Genomic DNA, 16379 nt, shown 5'->3' with positions numbered 1-16379 from the left:
GTACACGTCCCCACTCTCCGCCTCTCCGGAAAGAGCCGCGTTCATCTGCACATGGACACACTCCAGGACTCTGTCCCGAGGGCCGACTGGAGTTAGCGTCTGTCCCATGCGCTCGCTCATTCCCCTCGCACTCGCGGTCGCCGTCCTCCGATGTGCCCATGCGCCCGAAGCGCCGCCCGCCGCGCCCGTGGCCTCCGCCCCTGAATGGCCCGAACCCCAGCCTCCCGCGCTGCGGCTGCCCGACTCCGTCCGCCCCACGCGCTACGCACTCGACCTGAAGCTGCTGCCCGCCGAGCCCACCTTCTCCGGCAGCGTCAGCATCGACGTGGACGTGAGCGAAGCAGTGCGGCAGATCTGGCTGCACGGCCAGGACATGGAGGTCTCCGAGGCACGCGTCGAGGCGGGAGGACGCACGCTGGAGGCCCGCGCCGTCACCGCCAGCGAAGGCCGGCTCGGCCTGCTGCTCCCCGAGGCGCTCGCGCCCGGCAAGGCCCGCATCCACATCGCCTTCAGCGGCAAGGTCGACCGCGAGCGCAGCCAGGGGCTCTACGCCGTGGAGGAAGGCGGCGAGAACTACCTCTACACCTTCTTCGAGCCCGTCGACGCGCGCCGCGCCTTCCCCTGCTTCGACGAGCCGGGCTTCAAGGTGCCATGGACGCTGCGCTTCACCGTGAAGCAGGAGCACGTCGCGCTCGCCAACCACCCCATCGTCTCGCGCGAGACGCTGCCGGACGGGCTGGCCCGCGTCACGTTCGCCGAGAGCAAGCCGATGCCGAGCTACCTCGTCGCCTTCGTGGTGGGCCCCTTCGACGTGGTGGATGCCGGCACCGCGGGCCGCAACAACGCGCCGCTGCGCTTCATCGTGCCGCGCGGCCGGGGCGCGGAGACGGCCTATGCGGCCAGCGTCACGCCGCGCATCGTCACGCTGCTGGAAGACTTCTTCGACATGCCGTACCCGTACGAGAAGCTCGACGTGGCGGTGGTGCCCCGCTACTGGGGCACCATGGAGCACCCGGGCCTCGTGGCGCTCGGGCAGCCGCTGACGCTCATCCGCCCCGGCGAGGAGACGCTCGCGCGCCGCAAGTGGTACGTGAACATCGCCAACCACGAACTGGGGCACTACTGGTTCGGCAACATCGTCACCTGCAAGTGGTGGGACGACATCTGGCTCAACGAGTCGCTCACCTCGTGGCTGGACCGCAAGACGGTGGACCCCTTCGACCCGAGCTGGGGCTTCGCGCTGGAGCAGAGCGCCCAGTCCGCGAGTTTCGCCCTGGACACGGATGCGCTCGCCGCCACCCTGCCGGTGCGCAAGCCGGCGACCACGCATGACGAGGTCCTCGGCTCGTTCGACAACGGCACCACGTACGCCAAGGGCTCGGCCATCATCGACATGTTCGAGGCCTGGCTCGGTGAGGAGCGCATGCGCGACCTGCTGCGCGCCCACATCCGCAAGCATGAGTGGGGCGTGGCGACCTCGGAGGACTTCGCGGCCACGCTCTCCGCCGCCGCGGGCCCGGACGTCGCGCGCGCGTTCCGCAGCTTCATCGACCAGCCGGGGGCGCCCCGCATCGCCGCCGAGCTGCAGTGCCAGCCGGGCTCGCCCGCGAAGCTGAAGCTGTCGCAGGAGCGCTACGTCCCCGCGGGCTCCACCATGAGCCCGGCGCAGACGTGGTCCGTCCCGGTGTGCGTCCGCGCCGGCTCGGGCAAGACGTCCGAGCGCACGTGCACGCTGCTCACCGAGGCCACCGGTGAGCTGACACTGCCCGGCAACAGCTGCCCGTCCTGGGTGCTGCTCAACGCCGGTGGCACGGGCTACTACCGTTCGAGCTATTCGCCTGACCAGCTGACGCGCGTGCTGAACGCGCCGCCGGGCACCTTGACGGTGCGTGAGCGCATGACGCTCATCTCCGACATGGAGGCCGCGGTACAGCGGGGTGACCTGCCGCTCGGCGAGGCGCTGCGCCACGTCCCCGCCACGGCGAAGGACGAGCACCGGCTCATCGTGCAGAGCGGGACCCAGCTGCTGTACGCCGTGCACTCGGAGCGGCTGTCCGACGCCGAGCGTGCGCGGTTCCGCGCGTGGGTGGCCTCGATGTACGGCCCACGCGCTCGGGCGCTGGGGTGGGAGCCCCGGCCCGGGGACGACGACGCCGTGAAGTCGTCGCGCCCGAGGTTCCTGGCACTGGCCGCCCTGCTGGGTGAGGACCCGGCCCTGGTCCGTGAAGCGAACCGGCTCGTGAAGGCGTGGATGGCGGACCGGAAGTCCGTCCACCCGGAGGCCATTCCCCTCGCACTCACCGTGACGGCTCGCAATGGAGACCGGGCCCTCTTCGACGCCTTGCTCGCCCAGGCTCGGGCGACAGAGGACCGGACCGAGCACGCTCGGGTCTTCTCCACGCTGGGTGCCTTCCGTGACCCGGCGCTCACGCGAGAGGCGCTCGCCCTGGTGGCCGGCAGCGAGTTCGACCTGCGCGACACGCGTCCCATCCTCGTGGGCGCCTTCTCGAAGCCGGAGACGCGGGCGCTCGCCTGGGCCTTCTATCAGGAGCACTTCGACACGCTGGCGAGCCGGATGCGCTCGGACGAGGTGGCCTCGCTCGTCGGACTGGTGGGCTCCCTGTGCAGCGAGCAGGGCGCCACCGAGGCGGAGGCCTTCCTCGCACCCCGCGTGGAGAAGCTGGACAACGCGTCTCTCTCCTTCACCCGCGCGATGGAGTCCATTCGCCTGTGCGCCGCATCCGCCACGTTGAACGAGCAGAGCGTCCGGGACTTCCTGCGCGCCGTGCCCAGCTCCACCAAGGCCCGATGAGGTCACGGCGCGTCACGGCGCGACGCACCCGCGTTCCGTCGTGACGCGCTCGGGCTGATGCGCGCCGTGCGAGGCGAGGATACTCGCTTGGCCTCGCACGGCACGCGTGCTGCACTGGCGCGCACCACTCGCCATGTCACGCACGTATACAGCCCAGGAAGGAGACTGCGTCTCCAGCATCGCCCACGCGCACGGCCTGAACCCCCAGCGTGTCTGGGAGTCCCCCGAAAACGAATCCCTTCGCCGCGAGCGGACCAGTCCGCACGTCCTCAAGCCTGGCGACGTGGTCACGCTCCCGGACAAGGAGACGCGGTCCGTCCCCTGCGCGACGGGAAGGACCCACACCTTCAAGCTCAAGGGCATTCCCGAGCGCTTCCGCCTGCGCCTCCACGAGAATGGCGCGCCCCGGGCCCGGGTGCCCTACCGGCTCACCCTTGGCAACGTCGTCCACGAGGGGGAGACGAACGACCAGGGCCTCATCGAATGCGGGATTCCTCCGGGGGCTCGCGAGGCGAAGCTGGAGGTGGACGGCGAGGAGTACGCGCTGTCCCTGGGAACGCTCCAGCCCGTCGGCACCGAGGAAGGCCTGCGCGCGCGGCTGGTGAACCTGGGCTTCCTGGACGAGGACGCCACGGAGGCGGAAGCCCTCTCCGCCGCGGTCGCGAGCTTCCAGGCCGAACACGGGCTGATGCCCAGCGGCACCGTGGACGAGACCACCCTGGACACGCTGCGAGAGGCCCACGGTGCCTGAGCATGAGCCTGCTGTGCCAGCCCCCAAGCGCCCCCGCCTGGGACACGTCGCGCGCGGAGGTGAAATCAACACGCTCAACATCCGGCTCCCGGGGCGCTACTACGCCTTCGTCACGGAAGCGGAAGGCGAAGACGACGACCCGCTCTACCTGCGGCTGGAGTGCGTCGAGGCCGAGTGGATGGACAGGGTCTGGAGCGAGCTGGAGAAGACGTTCGCCCCGGGCGACTTCCTCAACTTCTTCAACGCCGTCATCAACGGCCGGCGCTTCGAGGACTTCTACGACGCGCTGACGCTGGAGCAGCTCAACATCTTCTATGTCGTCTACTACTGGTTCCTCCGCCGCGTCATCGACGGCGGCAGGGACTACGCGCCGGTGTCCGTCTTCGAGTTCGAGCTCGCGCCCGGAGACCCGCTGCGCGATGGACTCTACGAGACGGACTGGTTCCACCTGGAGCTCCAGGCCGGCGCCGGGAGCACCCGCCCGGACGATGACTTCGTGCGGGGTGGAAAGGTGCGGCGCTCCGGAGTCCACATGGTGCGGGGCTTCACCCCGGACACGGACGCCCCTCCCGTGGAGCGCTGGATGCGGAGGTTCGTCCGCGTGGAGGACCGCTCGAATGGCGCGCTGACGCAGGGCGCGCTCAAGGCCCTCCATTTCCCCCTCCCCGCGCCGCCCCTGCCGCCGGCGCCCCGGCCCGGTGGACCGGGAGGCAGCGGCCCCCTTCCCGAGACGCCGCTGAAGGACCCCTTCGGCATTCCCTCCGCGCCCATTCCCATTCCCGTGACGGCCCGCACCGCCACCCCGGGGCTCGTTGACTGGATGCGCTCCGCCCTCCAGCGGATGTCCCGACAGGTGCGCGCCATCACCGATGAGGTGGTGGACTTCTTCGACGACTGGATGCCGCCACCACCGGGCCTCGCGCTCGCTGGCGCGGGCGCACCGCTGCCGTCTGGCGAGCGGGTGGCCTTCCGGGAACGCACGGCGCGCGCACGTCCCCTGGCTCCGCCGCCCACGGCGCAGGCCTACGTGGGTGACGGCACGCCCAATCCGATGGATGCGTCGGACCCCAACCGCACGTTCGCGCCCTTCGTGGGGCTGTTCAACGTGGGCCAGGGGGCCTGCTCGGTGCTGTACGACAACCAGGGGCGCGCCATCGTCTATTACGACTTTGGAAGCCCGGCCAACGGCCAGCAGTCCACGTTCCCCATGATTCCCCAGGGCCACTGCGCGGGCCCCTGCATGTGCAACGGGCCGCTCATCATCCTGTCCCACTGGGACATGGACCACTGCGACCTGGGGCGCTTCTATCCGGCGTCCTTCGGTTGCAGATGGCTCGCCCCTCAGCAACACATGGGGACCGCCGTGTGCCGCGACACCATCGCACGCGTGGTGCACGACGGCGGCGAGTTCTACATCTGGACGGCCTCGGGACGGCCTGGAACGGCCGCGAACCCTCGCGGCACGCCGAGCTCCTGGAATCGTCCCGGAGGAAGCCACATGCGCTTTCCCTGGGGCTTCGTCGAGCGGAACTACCGCGACCAGAACCAGAACCCGCTCGCCTCGGGCTCGGACCCGCGCAACAACTCCGGCCTCGCCGTGTACGTCTGCGTGCGGGATGCGGCGGGGGCGGGCGCTGTCGCCGCGAGCCCCCTGGCCACCGACGCCAACAACCTGGGCGGCGCCGGACGCCGGCTCGTCACCATTGGCGGAGGCGCTCCACCGGCCTGGGTGGGCGCGGCCTTCGGCGGCCCCAATCTCCCCAACATGGTCGCGGGGCTCCCAGCCTTTCTCGCGGCGATGCAGCCCGGCGGAGGCAATCCCAATCCCGCGGCGCTGCTCGCCCGGCAGCAGTCCGCCGCCGCCCGTGCCGCGGTGGGCCCGGGTGGGCCGGGCGCGGGGCTCACCGTCCGGCAGCGACGGGTCATCGCGGCGATGGCCGTGGCCCAGCCGGGGCTCGCGCCCGCCACGGCGACGGCACTAGGAAGGGCCGCGGAGCTGGCCGCTGACGCCGCGGCGCTCGCGGGAGGCAACCTCGAGCAGCTGGCGGCTGCCGCGGGCGCGGCCATCATCGTGGAGAACGGCGCCCCCGGCACGGCCCCCGCGACCTTCACCGCCATTGGCACGGCGGCCGCTGGAGGTGCCCCGCTGCCGCCCCTGAGCGCTCCAGACGTGGCCCTGACGAACGTGCAAGGCGCCATCACCGCGGCCCTGCCCGCGAGCCCCATTGCGACGGCGGCGGGCACGGCGGGCGTCGCCGCGGTGGTGGGCGGTGCCGAAGCGGTACGAGCGGCGGTGTGGGCCGTGGCGCGCACGCAGGTCCCTCCGCTCCTCCCCGCCATCCCTGGCCTGTCCCTGGATGGCGAGGTGGCCCGCGCCGTCAACGTCGGCAACCCGGTGGCCGTCTGCAACGCCGTCGCGCCCGCGCTACCACCGACGCTCCAGGGCGAGGCGCCGTACCACGCCAACGAGCGGTTCGTGCTCCTCACCGGGGACGTGAACTACCAGTTCATCCCCGCGCAGCGGCGCCCGTTCGCCGCGCCGGTAGGCGGGGCACCCGCTGCCGCGGTGGCGATTCCCTATGCCATCGTGGCCCACCCGCCCGTCGTCGTGGGCCTCACCGCGACACATCACGGCTCCAACAAGGTCGGCGCCAACGCGCTCAACCCCGCCAACATTCCATGGGCGCCCAACACCCTGCCGACCCGCGCGGCGGCGGTCGCCCATGCGGCGGCCGCGGCACTGCCCGCCTCCAACATCCGCAGGACCGCCACGGCAGCCGCGGCGGCAGCCGCGCTCCCGCTGCCGTTGCCCGCGAACCTGGCGCGCCTCGCCGCGGTCGCGGCGCTGGCCGCGGACACCGCGTCGAACCTGGGCGCTGCTCCCGTCGCGGTGAGCGTCGCCGCGGCGGCGGCCGTCGTCTTGGAAGCAGGCGCGCCAGGCACACCGCAGGCGCAGTTCACGCTCCTCGGCAACGTGGCCGGAGGCGCAGCGCTCCCGGCCGCGCTGGCGGGTGCCACGGCCCTGGCATGGGGCGCGGTCACCGGCGCGCTGGGGGGCGGCGGGGTCGCCCTGGTCCCCGGGCTCCCCCCCGTGGCGGCAGTCCCAGGAGGACCGGAGGTGGTCCGCGCCGCCACGGCAGCGGTCGGCGCGCACGCGGCGCCGCCTCTCGCCGCCCACATCACCTCTGCCCGACGCGCGGTGGAACGGGCGCATCATGCCGCACGGCCGGGAGCACCTCAGCCTGTGTTGCAGGCCGTCGCCGCGGCGGTGGCGGTACGACGAAGCATCACCGCGGGGGGCGCCGTCTCCCAAGCGGTTGCCACGGGCATTGCCGCCGGGGCCCGGGTGAGCATCTTCGCCGGCGCCGCGGGAGCAGCAGGGGCCCTTGCCATGGCGGGTATCCCGAACCTTCCTCCGGCGACGCACGCCTACTTCGTCACGGCGGTCGGCGCCATTCCCAACCCACCGCTCGCCGGGGTGCAGGCAGCGCTAGCGCCAGGGCTCGCGCAGAGCGCGCCCATCGACGCGGGCAACGTCCCCATCACGGTGGTCAACGCCTTCGCGCCCGTCCCCGTGTCCCCGGAGGTGGTGCTGGACGCGATGGTGTCACGCGGTCAGACGCTGGCGCAGTTTCCCTCGGCGGTGGTCGAGATTTCCGCGGCACTGGCAGCACTCGGAGCTGCCGCGACCTTCGACGAGGTGGCCGCTGTCGTCGAGGCAGCGCGCGCGGCGCAGAGTGGCCAGGCAGCGGGGGCCCCCGCCGCGGCAGGGCATCCACACGCCGCGGCCAACCGCATCGGCTACTCCTATGGCGTCGGGCTCCAGACGGGCGGGGCAGCGGCGGCCCCGCCATTCGCGCACCGTTACCCCTCACAAGGCGTGGGCCATCCAGCCCACCTCGCCATCGACAAGTACCGCCGCCGAGGCTGGGACTTCCGGCGCAACACCAGCATCCACGCGGACCAGAGCGCCCAGCCAGACAACAGCCCTCGCGGGCCGCTGGCGCTGGGCTGGGAGCTGGCGCCCTTCTACGAAGGCCCGCTGCGTCCCATCGCCGCCAACGCGGGGACCCTCTCCCGGGCTTGCCACGGCTGCGCGGAAGTCGCAGCGGCCAGCGCAACCGCGGCGGGAGGCGTGGCTCCTGCCACGGCCGTGGCCCGCGCCAGCGGCATTGTCCCCGCCGCGGCGGCAGCCACCGCGCCCCCGGCCGCCGCGGTCACCGCCGCCCAGCTCGGCCGGCAGGGTGTTCCCGCCGCGCGAGCGGCGCTTCGGAGCGTGGCGCCCGCCCGCGCGGCTCGGGCCGCCGTGCCCTTCGCGGCAGCCGGCGCGGAAGGCGTCGCCGCGGCCCGGGCCACGACGGCATGCACCACCGCGGTCAGGGCGGCACTCACGGCCTGGTGGCCGTCGCGAATGGAGCGAGCACGCGTCGTCCAGGGCGGCCTCCCCACCATGGCGGCGGCGGCGCTCGTCGGTCCGCTGGTGCCTGCCTCCGCCGCCGCGGCGGTCACGGAGGCCCGTCAAGCGGTGATTGCCGCCGGATTGGCCCTGCCCATCGCGGACCTGGCCGCGGTGTTGGCCGCCGTGGCGGCGACGTGCGGAGAGCCTCCCGCCAATGCCATCAACGCCACCGTGGCCCTGCTTCCCGGCACCATCGCTCCGGCCACCCAGGGAGCCACCGCCGCGGTGACAGGCCTCGGGATTGACTCCTTCGCGGCGGCTGTCATGGGCGGCGCCCATGCCTGCGCGCTCGGTGCGAACCTGCCGGCGCCCGTCGCCGCCAGGGTGGCCGCCATCTCCGCCATGGTTGAGGGCGCCCCCATGCCCGCGAACCTGGACGCGGTGGCCAACGCCATCGCCGCGGGGCCCGCCGTCGCAGCGGACTACTTCACCCTCATGGGCACGGTGGGCATCACGCTCCCAGCCATCGCCGCGGTCATCGCGGCGCGAGTCGCCGTGGCACATGCGGGCCTGACGCCGGCCGCCGCCGTGGACGCGGGCACCTGTCACGCCGCCTCGGCCGCCACCGTGCCGGGTGTGATGGTGGCCGCCGCGACCGTCTGCGCCAGCACGCTCGCGGGCGTCGCCCTCCACCCCCTCCCCGGCAACATCCCCGCCGCCGTCGTGGCCTCCACGCCAGCCGCCGCCGCAGCCGTGGCCGCCGCTGCCTCCGTGCTGAGCGCCACGGGCGCGGCGCCAGCAGTGGCCGTGGACGCCGCCGTCTGTTACGCCGCCGCCACCGCCTCCGTCACCGCCGCGGTGGGCGGCGCCGCCGCGGCCGCGGAGGCCGCCGCGGCCACCATCACCGGTGCCGCCGTGCCCGCGGTCGGCAACACCGCGGTGGCGGCGGCCACCGCCATGAACTCCAGTGAGGAGGCCGCCGCGGCGGTGGCGGCAGCCGACGCCCTGGTCACCGCGGACGCGCTGGCCCTGCCGACCGCCGCCGCCTCGGCCGAATGCTACGCCGCGGCCGCGGCGGCCGTGGGCATTCCCCCGGCGGCGGCGAATGCAGCGGCGGGAACCATCGCCGCGGGCGTCGTCACCGCGGCCACCGGGGCGCAGACGGCCCAGCTCGCGGGCGCTTCCGAGGACGCGTGTGCGACCGTCGCCGCGGCCATGGCCGTCACCCAGCTCGCTCCGGGTGGCCCCGCCAATGACCGTGCGGTCGGGGCGGCCGCCAGCGCGGCGGCCATCGGCATCCCCGTCGCCCAGGTGGACCTGGCCGCCAACAGCCTGGCCGGGGGCATCGTCCAGTCTGTCTCTGTCGCCAGCTCCAATTCGGCGTCAATGCGAGCCTCGGGAGCTTCCGAAGAAGCGGCGGCGGCCATCGCCACCGTCCGGGCACTCGAGCCCCGGAGCGCCCCCATGGCGGCGGCGGCAGCGGCCAGCGCGGGCGTCCCCGTGGGCAACGCGGCCGCCGCGTCCGCCATCCGCCACTTCAACGTCTGACATGCCCCCGCCGCGCGTGACACAGTCGGTCCATGTTCGACGTCGCGCGCTACCTGGAGCGAATCGGCGCGGGAGCGGAGCAGTCCCTCGCGGGGCTGCACCGGGCCCACCTGGAGGCCGTGCCCTTCGAGAACCTCGACATCCACCTGAAGCGCCCCATCCGGCTCGACCCGGACGCCATCTTCGAGAAGGTCGTCCTCCAGCGGCGCGGCGGGTTCTGCTACGAGCTCAACAGCCTCTTCGCCCGGCTGCTGACGGCGCTGGGCTCCCCCGTGACACTGCTGTCCGCGCGCGTGGCCACGTCACCGGGCAGCACCACCTATGGCCCCGAGTTCGACCACCTCGCCCTCCAGGTCGAAGACGGCCAGGACCGGTGGCTGGCGGATGTCGGCTTCGGTGACTCCTTCACCGAGCCCCTGCGCCTCGACACCCACGACGTCCAGGTGCGCTCCGGGCGCGGCTACCGGCTGACGCCGGAGGGGGACGACCTCATCCTCTGGCGCGACGCCCCTGGCCCCAGCGGCTGGGAGGCACAGTACCGCCTCTCCCGCATCCCTCGCCGGCTCGAGGACTTCGAGGGCATGTGCCACCACCACCAGACATCCCCGGAGTCCATCTTCACGCAGCGCCGGCTGTGCACCCGGCTGACGCCGGACGGGCGCGTCACCGTCAAGGAAGGCATGCTCGTCCTCACCCGGGGGACGGTCCGGACCGAGCAGCCTCTTCCCGACGAGGACGCCATGCGACGCGCCCTGTTCGAGCACTTCGGCCTCACCCTTCCTGCCCGCGAGTAGTACGCACCTGTCCCCACTCCATCCTCCATCGTACCCTTCACGACGTTTTCGGTTGCCTGTCCGCCGCCCGGGGCCACATGCAGGGGAAGCCCCGGAAGGATTCGCCTGTTCATCCGCGTCGACGCCCCCTGCCCGGGGCTGGCGCCCCTCAATTGTAGCCGCCCACCCAGGAGAACGGATGTCCCGCTTCACAGTGCTGGCCGCAGTCTTCGTGCTCACCTGCCCGCTCTGGGCGCAGGCGAAGCCAGCCGCGGATGAGATGGCCCGCGCCTACGCGTCCGAGGCGATGAAGCAGGCCTCCTCCCCCCGAAGCGCCGCCATGCTGCTGCGGATGCACGCGCTGGTGGACGAGGTGGAGGACCTCACGCCGCTGCTGAGCACCTACGCCTACGTGGCGTCCCGCCGCAGCTCGGACCCGAACGCCCGCGCCACGGCGCAGATGCTGCTGCTGGACACCGAGCGCGCCCGCGGCCGGCTGGTGCGCGCCGGCGAGGTGAAGCAGTGGCTGGGCTACGTGAGCGACTACTACGTCACCGGCGGCTTCGACAACGAGGGCAAGGCCGGCTGTGACACGGACTTCGGCCCCGAGGCCGCCAACCTGGACCTGTCCGCCTCCTACCCCGCGGCCAAGGGCGGCAGTGCCACGTGGCGCAAGCTGACGGCGACCACCGCGGACGGCTACATCGACCTGGCCACCGCCATCCGCCCCAACCGCGAGGCCGTGGCCTACGCCGTCACCTGGCTGGAGGCGCCGCAGGAGTCGCGCGTGTCGCTGGGCGTGGGCACCTCGGGCGCGTTCCGCCTGTGGGTGAACGGGCAGCTCGCGGCGAAGGAGGACCGCTACAACCTGCCGCGCCCGGACCAGACGCGCGTGTCCGTGAAGCTGCGCAAGGGCCTCAACCGCGTGCTCGTGAAGGTGTGCCAGGAGTCCGGCCCGCTGGGCTTCTACCTCCGCCAGGAGTCGACCGCGGTGCGCACGACGCTGCCGGCGAAGGCCCCCGCGCTGGAGCGGGGCACCGCGCCGCAGCCGCAGCCGCTGCCCACCCTCACCTCGGCGATGCGCGCCCTGGTGGAGAAGAACCCGACGGACGCGGCGCTGCGCGGCGACTACGCCCGCGTGCTCGGCTTCTTCCGCGCGTATGACGAGCGCGAGCACACCGCCAGCGCGGAGGCCGCGCGCGCCGCGGAGGCCGCGCCCAAGGACGCCAGCCTCCAGCTGCTCGCCGCCCAGCTGCAGCGAGACGACCTGAACGAGCGCCGCCGCTTCCTGGAGGCCGCCCTGGCCGCCGACCCCACCCTGCCCGAGGCGCGCGTGGCGCTGGCCGACCACGAGCTGGAGCGAGGCCACCCCGAGCGCGTCCTGCCGCTGGTGGCGCCGGTGCTGGAAAAGCGGCCGGACGACGTCAACGCGCGGCTGCTCCTGGCGCGCGCGTACGAGGCGCTCGGTGAGCGGCCCAGGGCCCATGCGCTGGTGGAGGAGACGTTCCGCATGCAGCCCCGCGTGCCCCGCGCGGTGCGCGCGGCGGCGCAGGTGTCGCGGCAGCTCGGCCGCCAGCGTGAGACCATGGACCGCATGCGCGTGGTGCTGGCGCTGCGCTTCGACGACACCAGCACCCGCCACATGCTCGCCACGCTGCTGGCGGAGGCCGGGCAGGTGGAGTCCGCCCAGCGCGAGTACGCGCAGCTGGTGACGCTCAACCCCTTCGACAACGGCTCGCGCGTGCGGCTGGCGGAGCTGAAGGCCAGCAACGGCGCGGTGGACGAAGCCGTCGCGCTCTTCGCCGAGGCCCGCGCGCTGTCTCCGGATGAGCCGGAGGTGTACGAGCGCGAGGGCCGCGCCCTGCTGGCCGCCGGCCGCCGCGAGCCGGCGCTGGCCTCCTTCGAGCGCTCGCTCGCGCTGCGCCCGCAGAACCCGGGCCTGAAGGAGGCCCTGCGCACCCTCAAGGGCGAGAGCACCGGCACCGGCATGCAGTACCTGCTGGACGGCCAGGCGCTGGCGAAGGAGGCGGAGGCCTACGTCCATGAGGACGCGCTCTACCTGGTGGACAACACCTACGTGCGCGTCCAGCAGAGCGGCCTGTCCAGCCGCCTCCACCAGCGGGTGGTGAAGGTCTACAACTCGCGCGGCGTGGACGCGTTCCGCACCCTCCCCGTCACCTACTCGCCGGACCGTCAGGAGGTGCGCGTCTTGCGCGCCCGCGTGGTGAAGGCGGACGGCTCCGTGGTGGAGAGCTACGGCGAGAACGAGCGCCACATCAACGAGCCGTGGACGGGCATGTACTACGACGCCCGCGCCAAGATTCTCTCCTTCCCCTCGCTGGCCCCCGGCGACACGCTGGAGCTGACGTACCGCCTGGACGACACCGCGCAGGACAACCTCCTGTCGGACTACTGGGGTGACGTGGAGAGCGTGCAGGGCGTCTACCCGAAGGTGCGCTTCCAGTACCTGGTGGACATGCCGAAGGCGCGGCCCCTGTACTGGAACAAGAGCAAGCTGGCCGGCGTGGACAGCGCGCAGGAGGCGCTCGACGGCGGCCGCGTGCTGTACCGCTGGAACGCGAAGCACGTCGCCAAGGTGGTGCCGGAGCCGGGCATGCCTGGCTGGGCGGAGGTGGCGCAGAACCTCCACGTCTCCACGTACCAGACGTGGGACCAGGTGGGCCGCTACTGGTGGGGCCTGGTGCGCGACCAGCTCCAGCCCAACGCGGAGCTGCGGGAGACGGTGGACCAGGTGCTCCAGGGCGTGGACCGCAAGGACGAGCTGGCGGTGGTGCGCGCCATCTACAACTTCGTGGTGACGAACACGCGCTACGTGGCGCTGGAGTTCGGCATCCATGGCTTCAAGCCCTACCGCGTGGACCGGGTGCTGGCGCGCCGCTTCGGCGACTGCAAGGACAAGGCGAGCCTCATCCACTCCATGCTCCAGGTGGCGGGCGTGGACAGCCGGCTGGTGCTGCTGCGCATGCGCAACCTGGGCTCCATCGGCGAGGAGCCGGCGAGCCTGGCGGCCTTCAACCACGCCATCGCCTACGTGCCCAAGTTCGACCTGTACCTGGACGGCACGGCCGAGTTCCACGGCGCCAACGAGCTGCCCAGCGCGGACCGGGTGGCCAACGTGCTCATCGTGGAGCCAAACGGCAAGAGCACCTTCCTCACCACGCCGGAGGCGAAGGCCGCGGACAACGCCACGCGCATGTCGCTGGACGTGACGCTCCGCCCGGACGGCGGCGCCGACATCACCGGCGCCAGCACGGTGGGTGGCCAGCACGCGCCCGACTACCGCCGCGCGTACCGCCCCGAGGCCACGCGCAAGTCCACCTTCGAGCGCGCCTGGGCGCAGAGCTTCCCGGGCCTCACGGTGCACGAGGTGAAGCTGAGCGACACCACCCGCCTGGACGACGACGTGGCGCTGGACTTCAAGATGAGCATCCCGCGCTACTCGGAGGTGCTGCCCAACGGCATGCGCTTCCTGCCCTTCGGCACCGGGCGCACCTACCAGCAGGCCTATGCGTCGCTGGCCCAGCGCCGCTTCGACCTGGTGATGTCCAGCCCCTGGACCAACGGCTTCCTGCTGCGCTACACGCTGCCCCCCGGCTGGACGGTGGCGGAGCTGCCCCAGGCCGTGGAGGAGACGACGAAGTTCGGCCACATCAAGCTGAGCTACCGGCTGGAGGGCGGCAAGCTCGTGGCCGAGGGCGAGGTGGCCCTCACCACCGCGCGCGTGTCCGCGGACGACTACCCCGCGTTCCGTGAGTTCCTCGGCCGCGTGGACCGCGCCTTCGGCCGCCGCGTGTTCATCCAGAACGCGGCCAACCGCACCGCGTCCTCCACGCCGTAGCGCTCCCAGGAAGGCCCCCGCGCCCGCCATTCCCCAGGCGGGCGCGGCGCCAGGGCCTCGCTCAGGGCTCCAGCAGGCCCGCCAGCAGCTCCCGGACCTCGGAGGGGCCCTTCACCCGATGGGCCGCGCGCGTGGGCTTGTTGCCGGCGTGGATGGTGAGCCCGCCGGACGGCACGGACGCGAAGAGGTCCTCGTCCGTGCGGTCATCGCCCATGGCCACCACGAGCGCGCCGGGCGGTGCCCCGCGCGTCGCCTCGCCCACCACGCGGCCCTTGTGCACGCCCTGGGGACGAATCTCCACCACCTTGTCCCCCGGGAGGATGTCGATGGGCTGCCCCGCGAACTTCTCCGCCAGGTGCAGCCGCAGCTCGCGGGACTGGATGGCGCCGAACTCCGCGTCCACCAGCCGGTAGTGCCAGGCCAGCGACGCCGTCTTCTCCTCCACGAAGGAGCCCGGCACCCGCGTGGAGAAGGACTCCAGCTCCGGCCGTACCCGCTCCTTCCAGTCGAAGCGCACGCCCTCCAGCATCCGCCAGGCCTCGCCCGGCGACGGGCGCGACCACAGGCCATGCTCGGCATAGAGGCCGATGGGCAGGTCTCCCAGCCACTCCTCCAGCGTCTCCTTCGGGCGGCCACTGACGATGCTCACCGAGACACCCGGCCGCGCCACCAGCCTGGCCAGCAGCGCCTTCAGCGCCGCGTCGGGCGCGGCCAGCTCCGGCCGGGGGGCGTACCCCACCAGCGTCCCGTCGTAGTCGAGGAGCAGTTGCAGGTGCTCGGCCTGCTTCATCCGCGCCAGGGCCTCCTGCGCGCCGGCTTCGCTCCGCACCGTCACCGCGGGCAGGGCCTGGAGCCGGTCGAGGAAGGACGACGTCCACCAGTGCACGTCCCGCGACTTCACCTGCTTGCGCAGCGTGCGCATGCGGGCGCGACGGTCCTCCTCCGCCATCCCCAGCGCCTTCTCGATGGCATCCGCCAGCGCGTCCACGTCGTAGGGATTGACGACGAGCGCGCCGCCCAGCTCCGCGGCCGCGCCAGCGAACTCGCTGAGCACCAGCACGCCGTCCTCGTCCGGCCGTGCCGCGCAGAACTCCTTCGCCACCAGGTTCATGCCGTCCCGCACCGGCGTGACGAGCATCACGTCCGCGCCGCGATACAGACTCACGAGCTGCCGCTCGTTGAACGAGCGGTAGAGGTAGTGCACGGGCACGTTGTGCACCGTGCCGTACGTGCCGTTGATGCGGCCCACCAGCTCGTCCACCAGCTCTCGGTAGTTGGCATACGCCTCCACCGAGGTGCGGCTGGGCACCGCCACCTGGACGAAGCGCAGGCGGCCGCGCCAGGCGGGCGTGCGCTCCAGCACGCGCTGCACGGCCAGGAGCCGCCGCGGAATGCCCTTGGTGTAGTCCAGCCGGTCGATGCCCAGCAGGATGCGCTGGCCCTCCGCGGACCGACGCAGATTGGCCACCTCCTCCAGCACCCCGGCATCGCTCGCCAGCGACTCGAAGGCCTGCGCGTCGATGCCCATGGGGAAGGCCCCCACGCGCACGTCGCGGCCCTCCCAGATGACGCGGTCGATGTCGGTGTCCAGCCCCAGCTGCCGCAGCAGCGCGCCGGAGAAGTGCCGCACGTAGCTGACGGTGTGGAAGCCGATGAGGTCCGCGCCCAGCAGCCCCTTCAAGAGCTCTTGCCGGCGCGGCAGCGTGCTGAAGATTTCCGACGAGGGGAACGGGATGTGGTGGAAGTAGCCGATGCGCGCGCCGGGCAGCCGCTGGCGCAGCATGCCGGGCACCAGCATCAGCTGATAGTCGTGGACCCAGATGGTGTCGCCGGGCTGGTAGTGCTTCGCCACCAGGTCCGCGAAGCGCTCGTTGACCTTGCGGTACACCTCCCAGTCGCGGTCCTGGCGCGGGATGCGGTCCAGCATGTAGTGGCACAGCGGCCACAGGACGCGGTTGGAGTAGCCCTCGTAGTAGCGGCTCACCTCGCTGGCGGACAACGTCAGCGGCACACAGCGCAGCTCCGCGAGCTGCGCGTCGACGCGCGAACGTTGGCTTTCGGACAGTCGGGAGACATCCCCGGGCCAGCCAATCCACAGGCCTCCCGAGCGCTCATGCGGACGGCGCAGGCCCGTGGCCAGCCCTCCAGCGCTCCGGACCACGGAGACGGTGTCCTTCTCCACCTTGACGGTGACCGGCAGTCGATTCGAGACGAGTAGGAGTCGGGACATGATCCCT

At 72.6% G+C, this 16379-nt stretch carries 6 protein-coding genes; 5 read left to right on the top strand and 1 reads right to left on the bottom strand.

All coding sequences use genetic code 11. The features are described 5' to 3' along the window. The first annotated feature begins 106 nt into the window (after window positions 1-106). From VZL07_RS20400 to VZL07_RS20380, 5 genes are all read left to right on the top strand, one after another. A complete protein-coding gene (locus tag VZL07_RS20400; protein ID WP_426749217.1) occupies window positions 107-2812 on the top strand; it encodes a M1 family metallopeptidase in 2706 nt (901 codons plus the stop codon). 133 nt (window positions 2813-2945) lie between these two features. Beyond that, on the top strand, window positions 2946-3563 hold the full coding sequence (locus tag VZL07_RS20395; RefSeq protein ID WP_426749216.1) for a peptidoglycan-binding protein: 618 nt from the start codon (window positions 2946-2948) through the stop codon (window positions 3561-3563). 13 nt (window positions 3564-3576) lie between these two features. Further along, complete coding sequence (locus VZL07_RS20390) at window positions 3577-9510, top strand: flagellar hook-length control protein FliK (protein ID WP_426749215.1); 5934 nt, start codon at window positions 3577-3579, stop codon at window positions 9508-9510. A 32-nt stretch (window positions 9511-9542) separates the two neighbouring features. Next, window positions 9543-10304 (top strand): arylamine N-acetyltransferase family protein, encoded by a 762-nt coding sequence (locus tag VZL07_RS20385; RefSeq protein ID WP_426749214.1) that lies wholly within the window; start codon window positions 9543-9545, stop codon window positions 10302-10304. 178 nt (window positions 10305-10482) lie between these two features. Beyond that, window positions 10483-14142, top strand: coding sequence for a DUF3857 domain-containing protein (locus tag VZL07_RS20380; protein WP_426749213.1), 3660 nt, complete (start codon window positions 10483-10485; stop codon window positions 14140-14142). A gap of 61 nt (window positions 14143-14203) precedes the next feature. Here VZL07_RS20380 and VZL07_RS20375 read toward each other — a convergent pair whose 3' ends face one another. Continuing rightward, complete coding sequence (locus VZL07_RS20375) at window positions 14204-16372, bottom strand: bifunctional alpha,alpha-trehalose-phosphate synthase (UDP-forming)/trehalose-phosphatase (RefSeq protein ID WP_426749212.1); 2169 nt, start codon at window positions 16370-16372, stop codon at window positions 14204-14206. Between the last annotated feature and the right edge of the window lie 7 nt (window positions 16373-16379).

The sequence above is a fragment of the Pseudomyxococcus flavus genome (assembly GCF_050038885.1).
Taxonomy (GTDB): domain Bacteria; phylum Myxococcota; class Myxococcia; order Myxococcales; family Myxococcaceae; genus Myxococcus; species Myxococcus flavus.
Note: the sequence above shows the minus strand (reverse complement) of the source record. Positions and strands in the feature narration are given on the sequence as shown.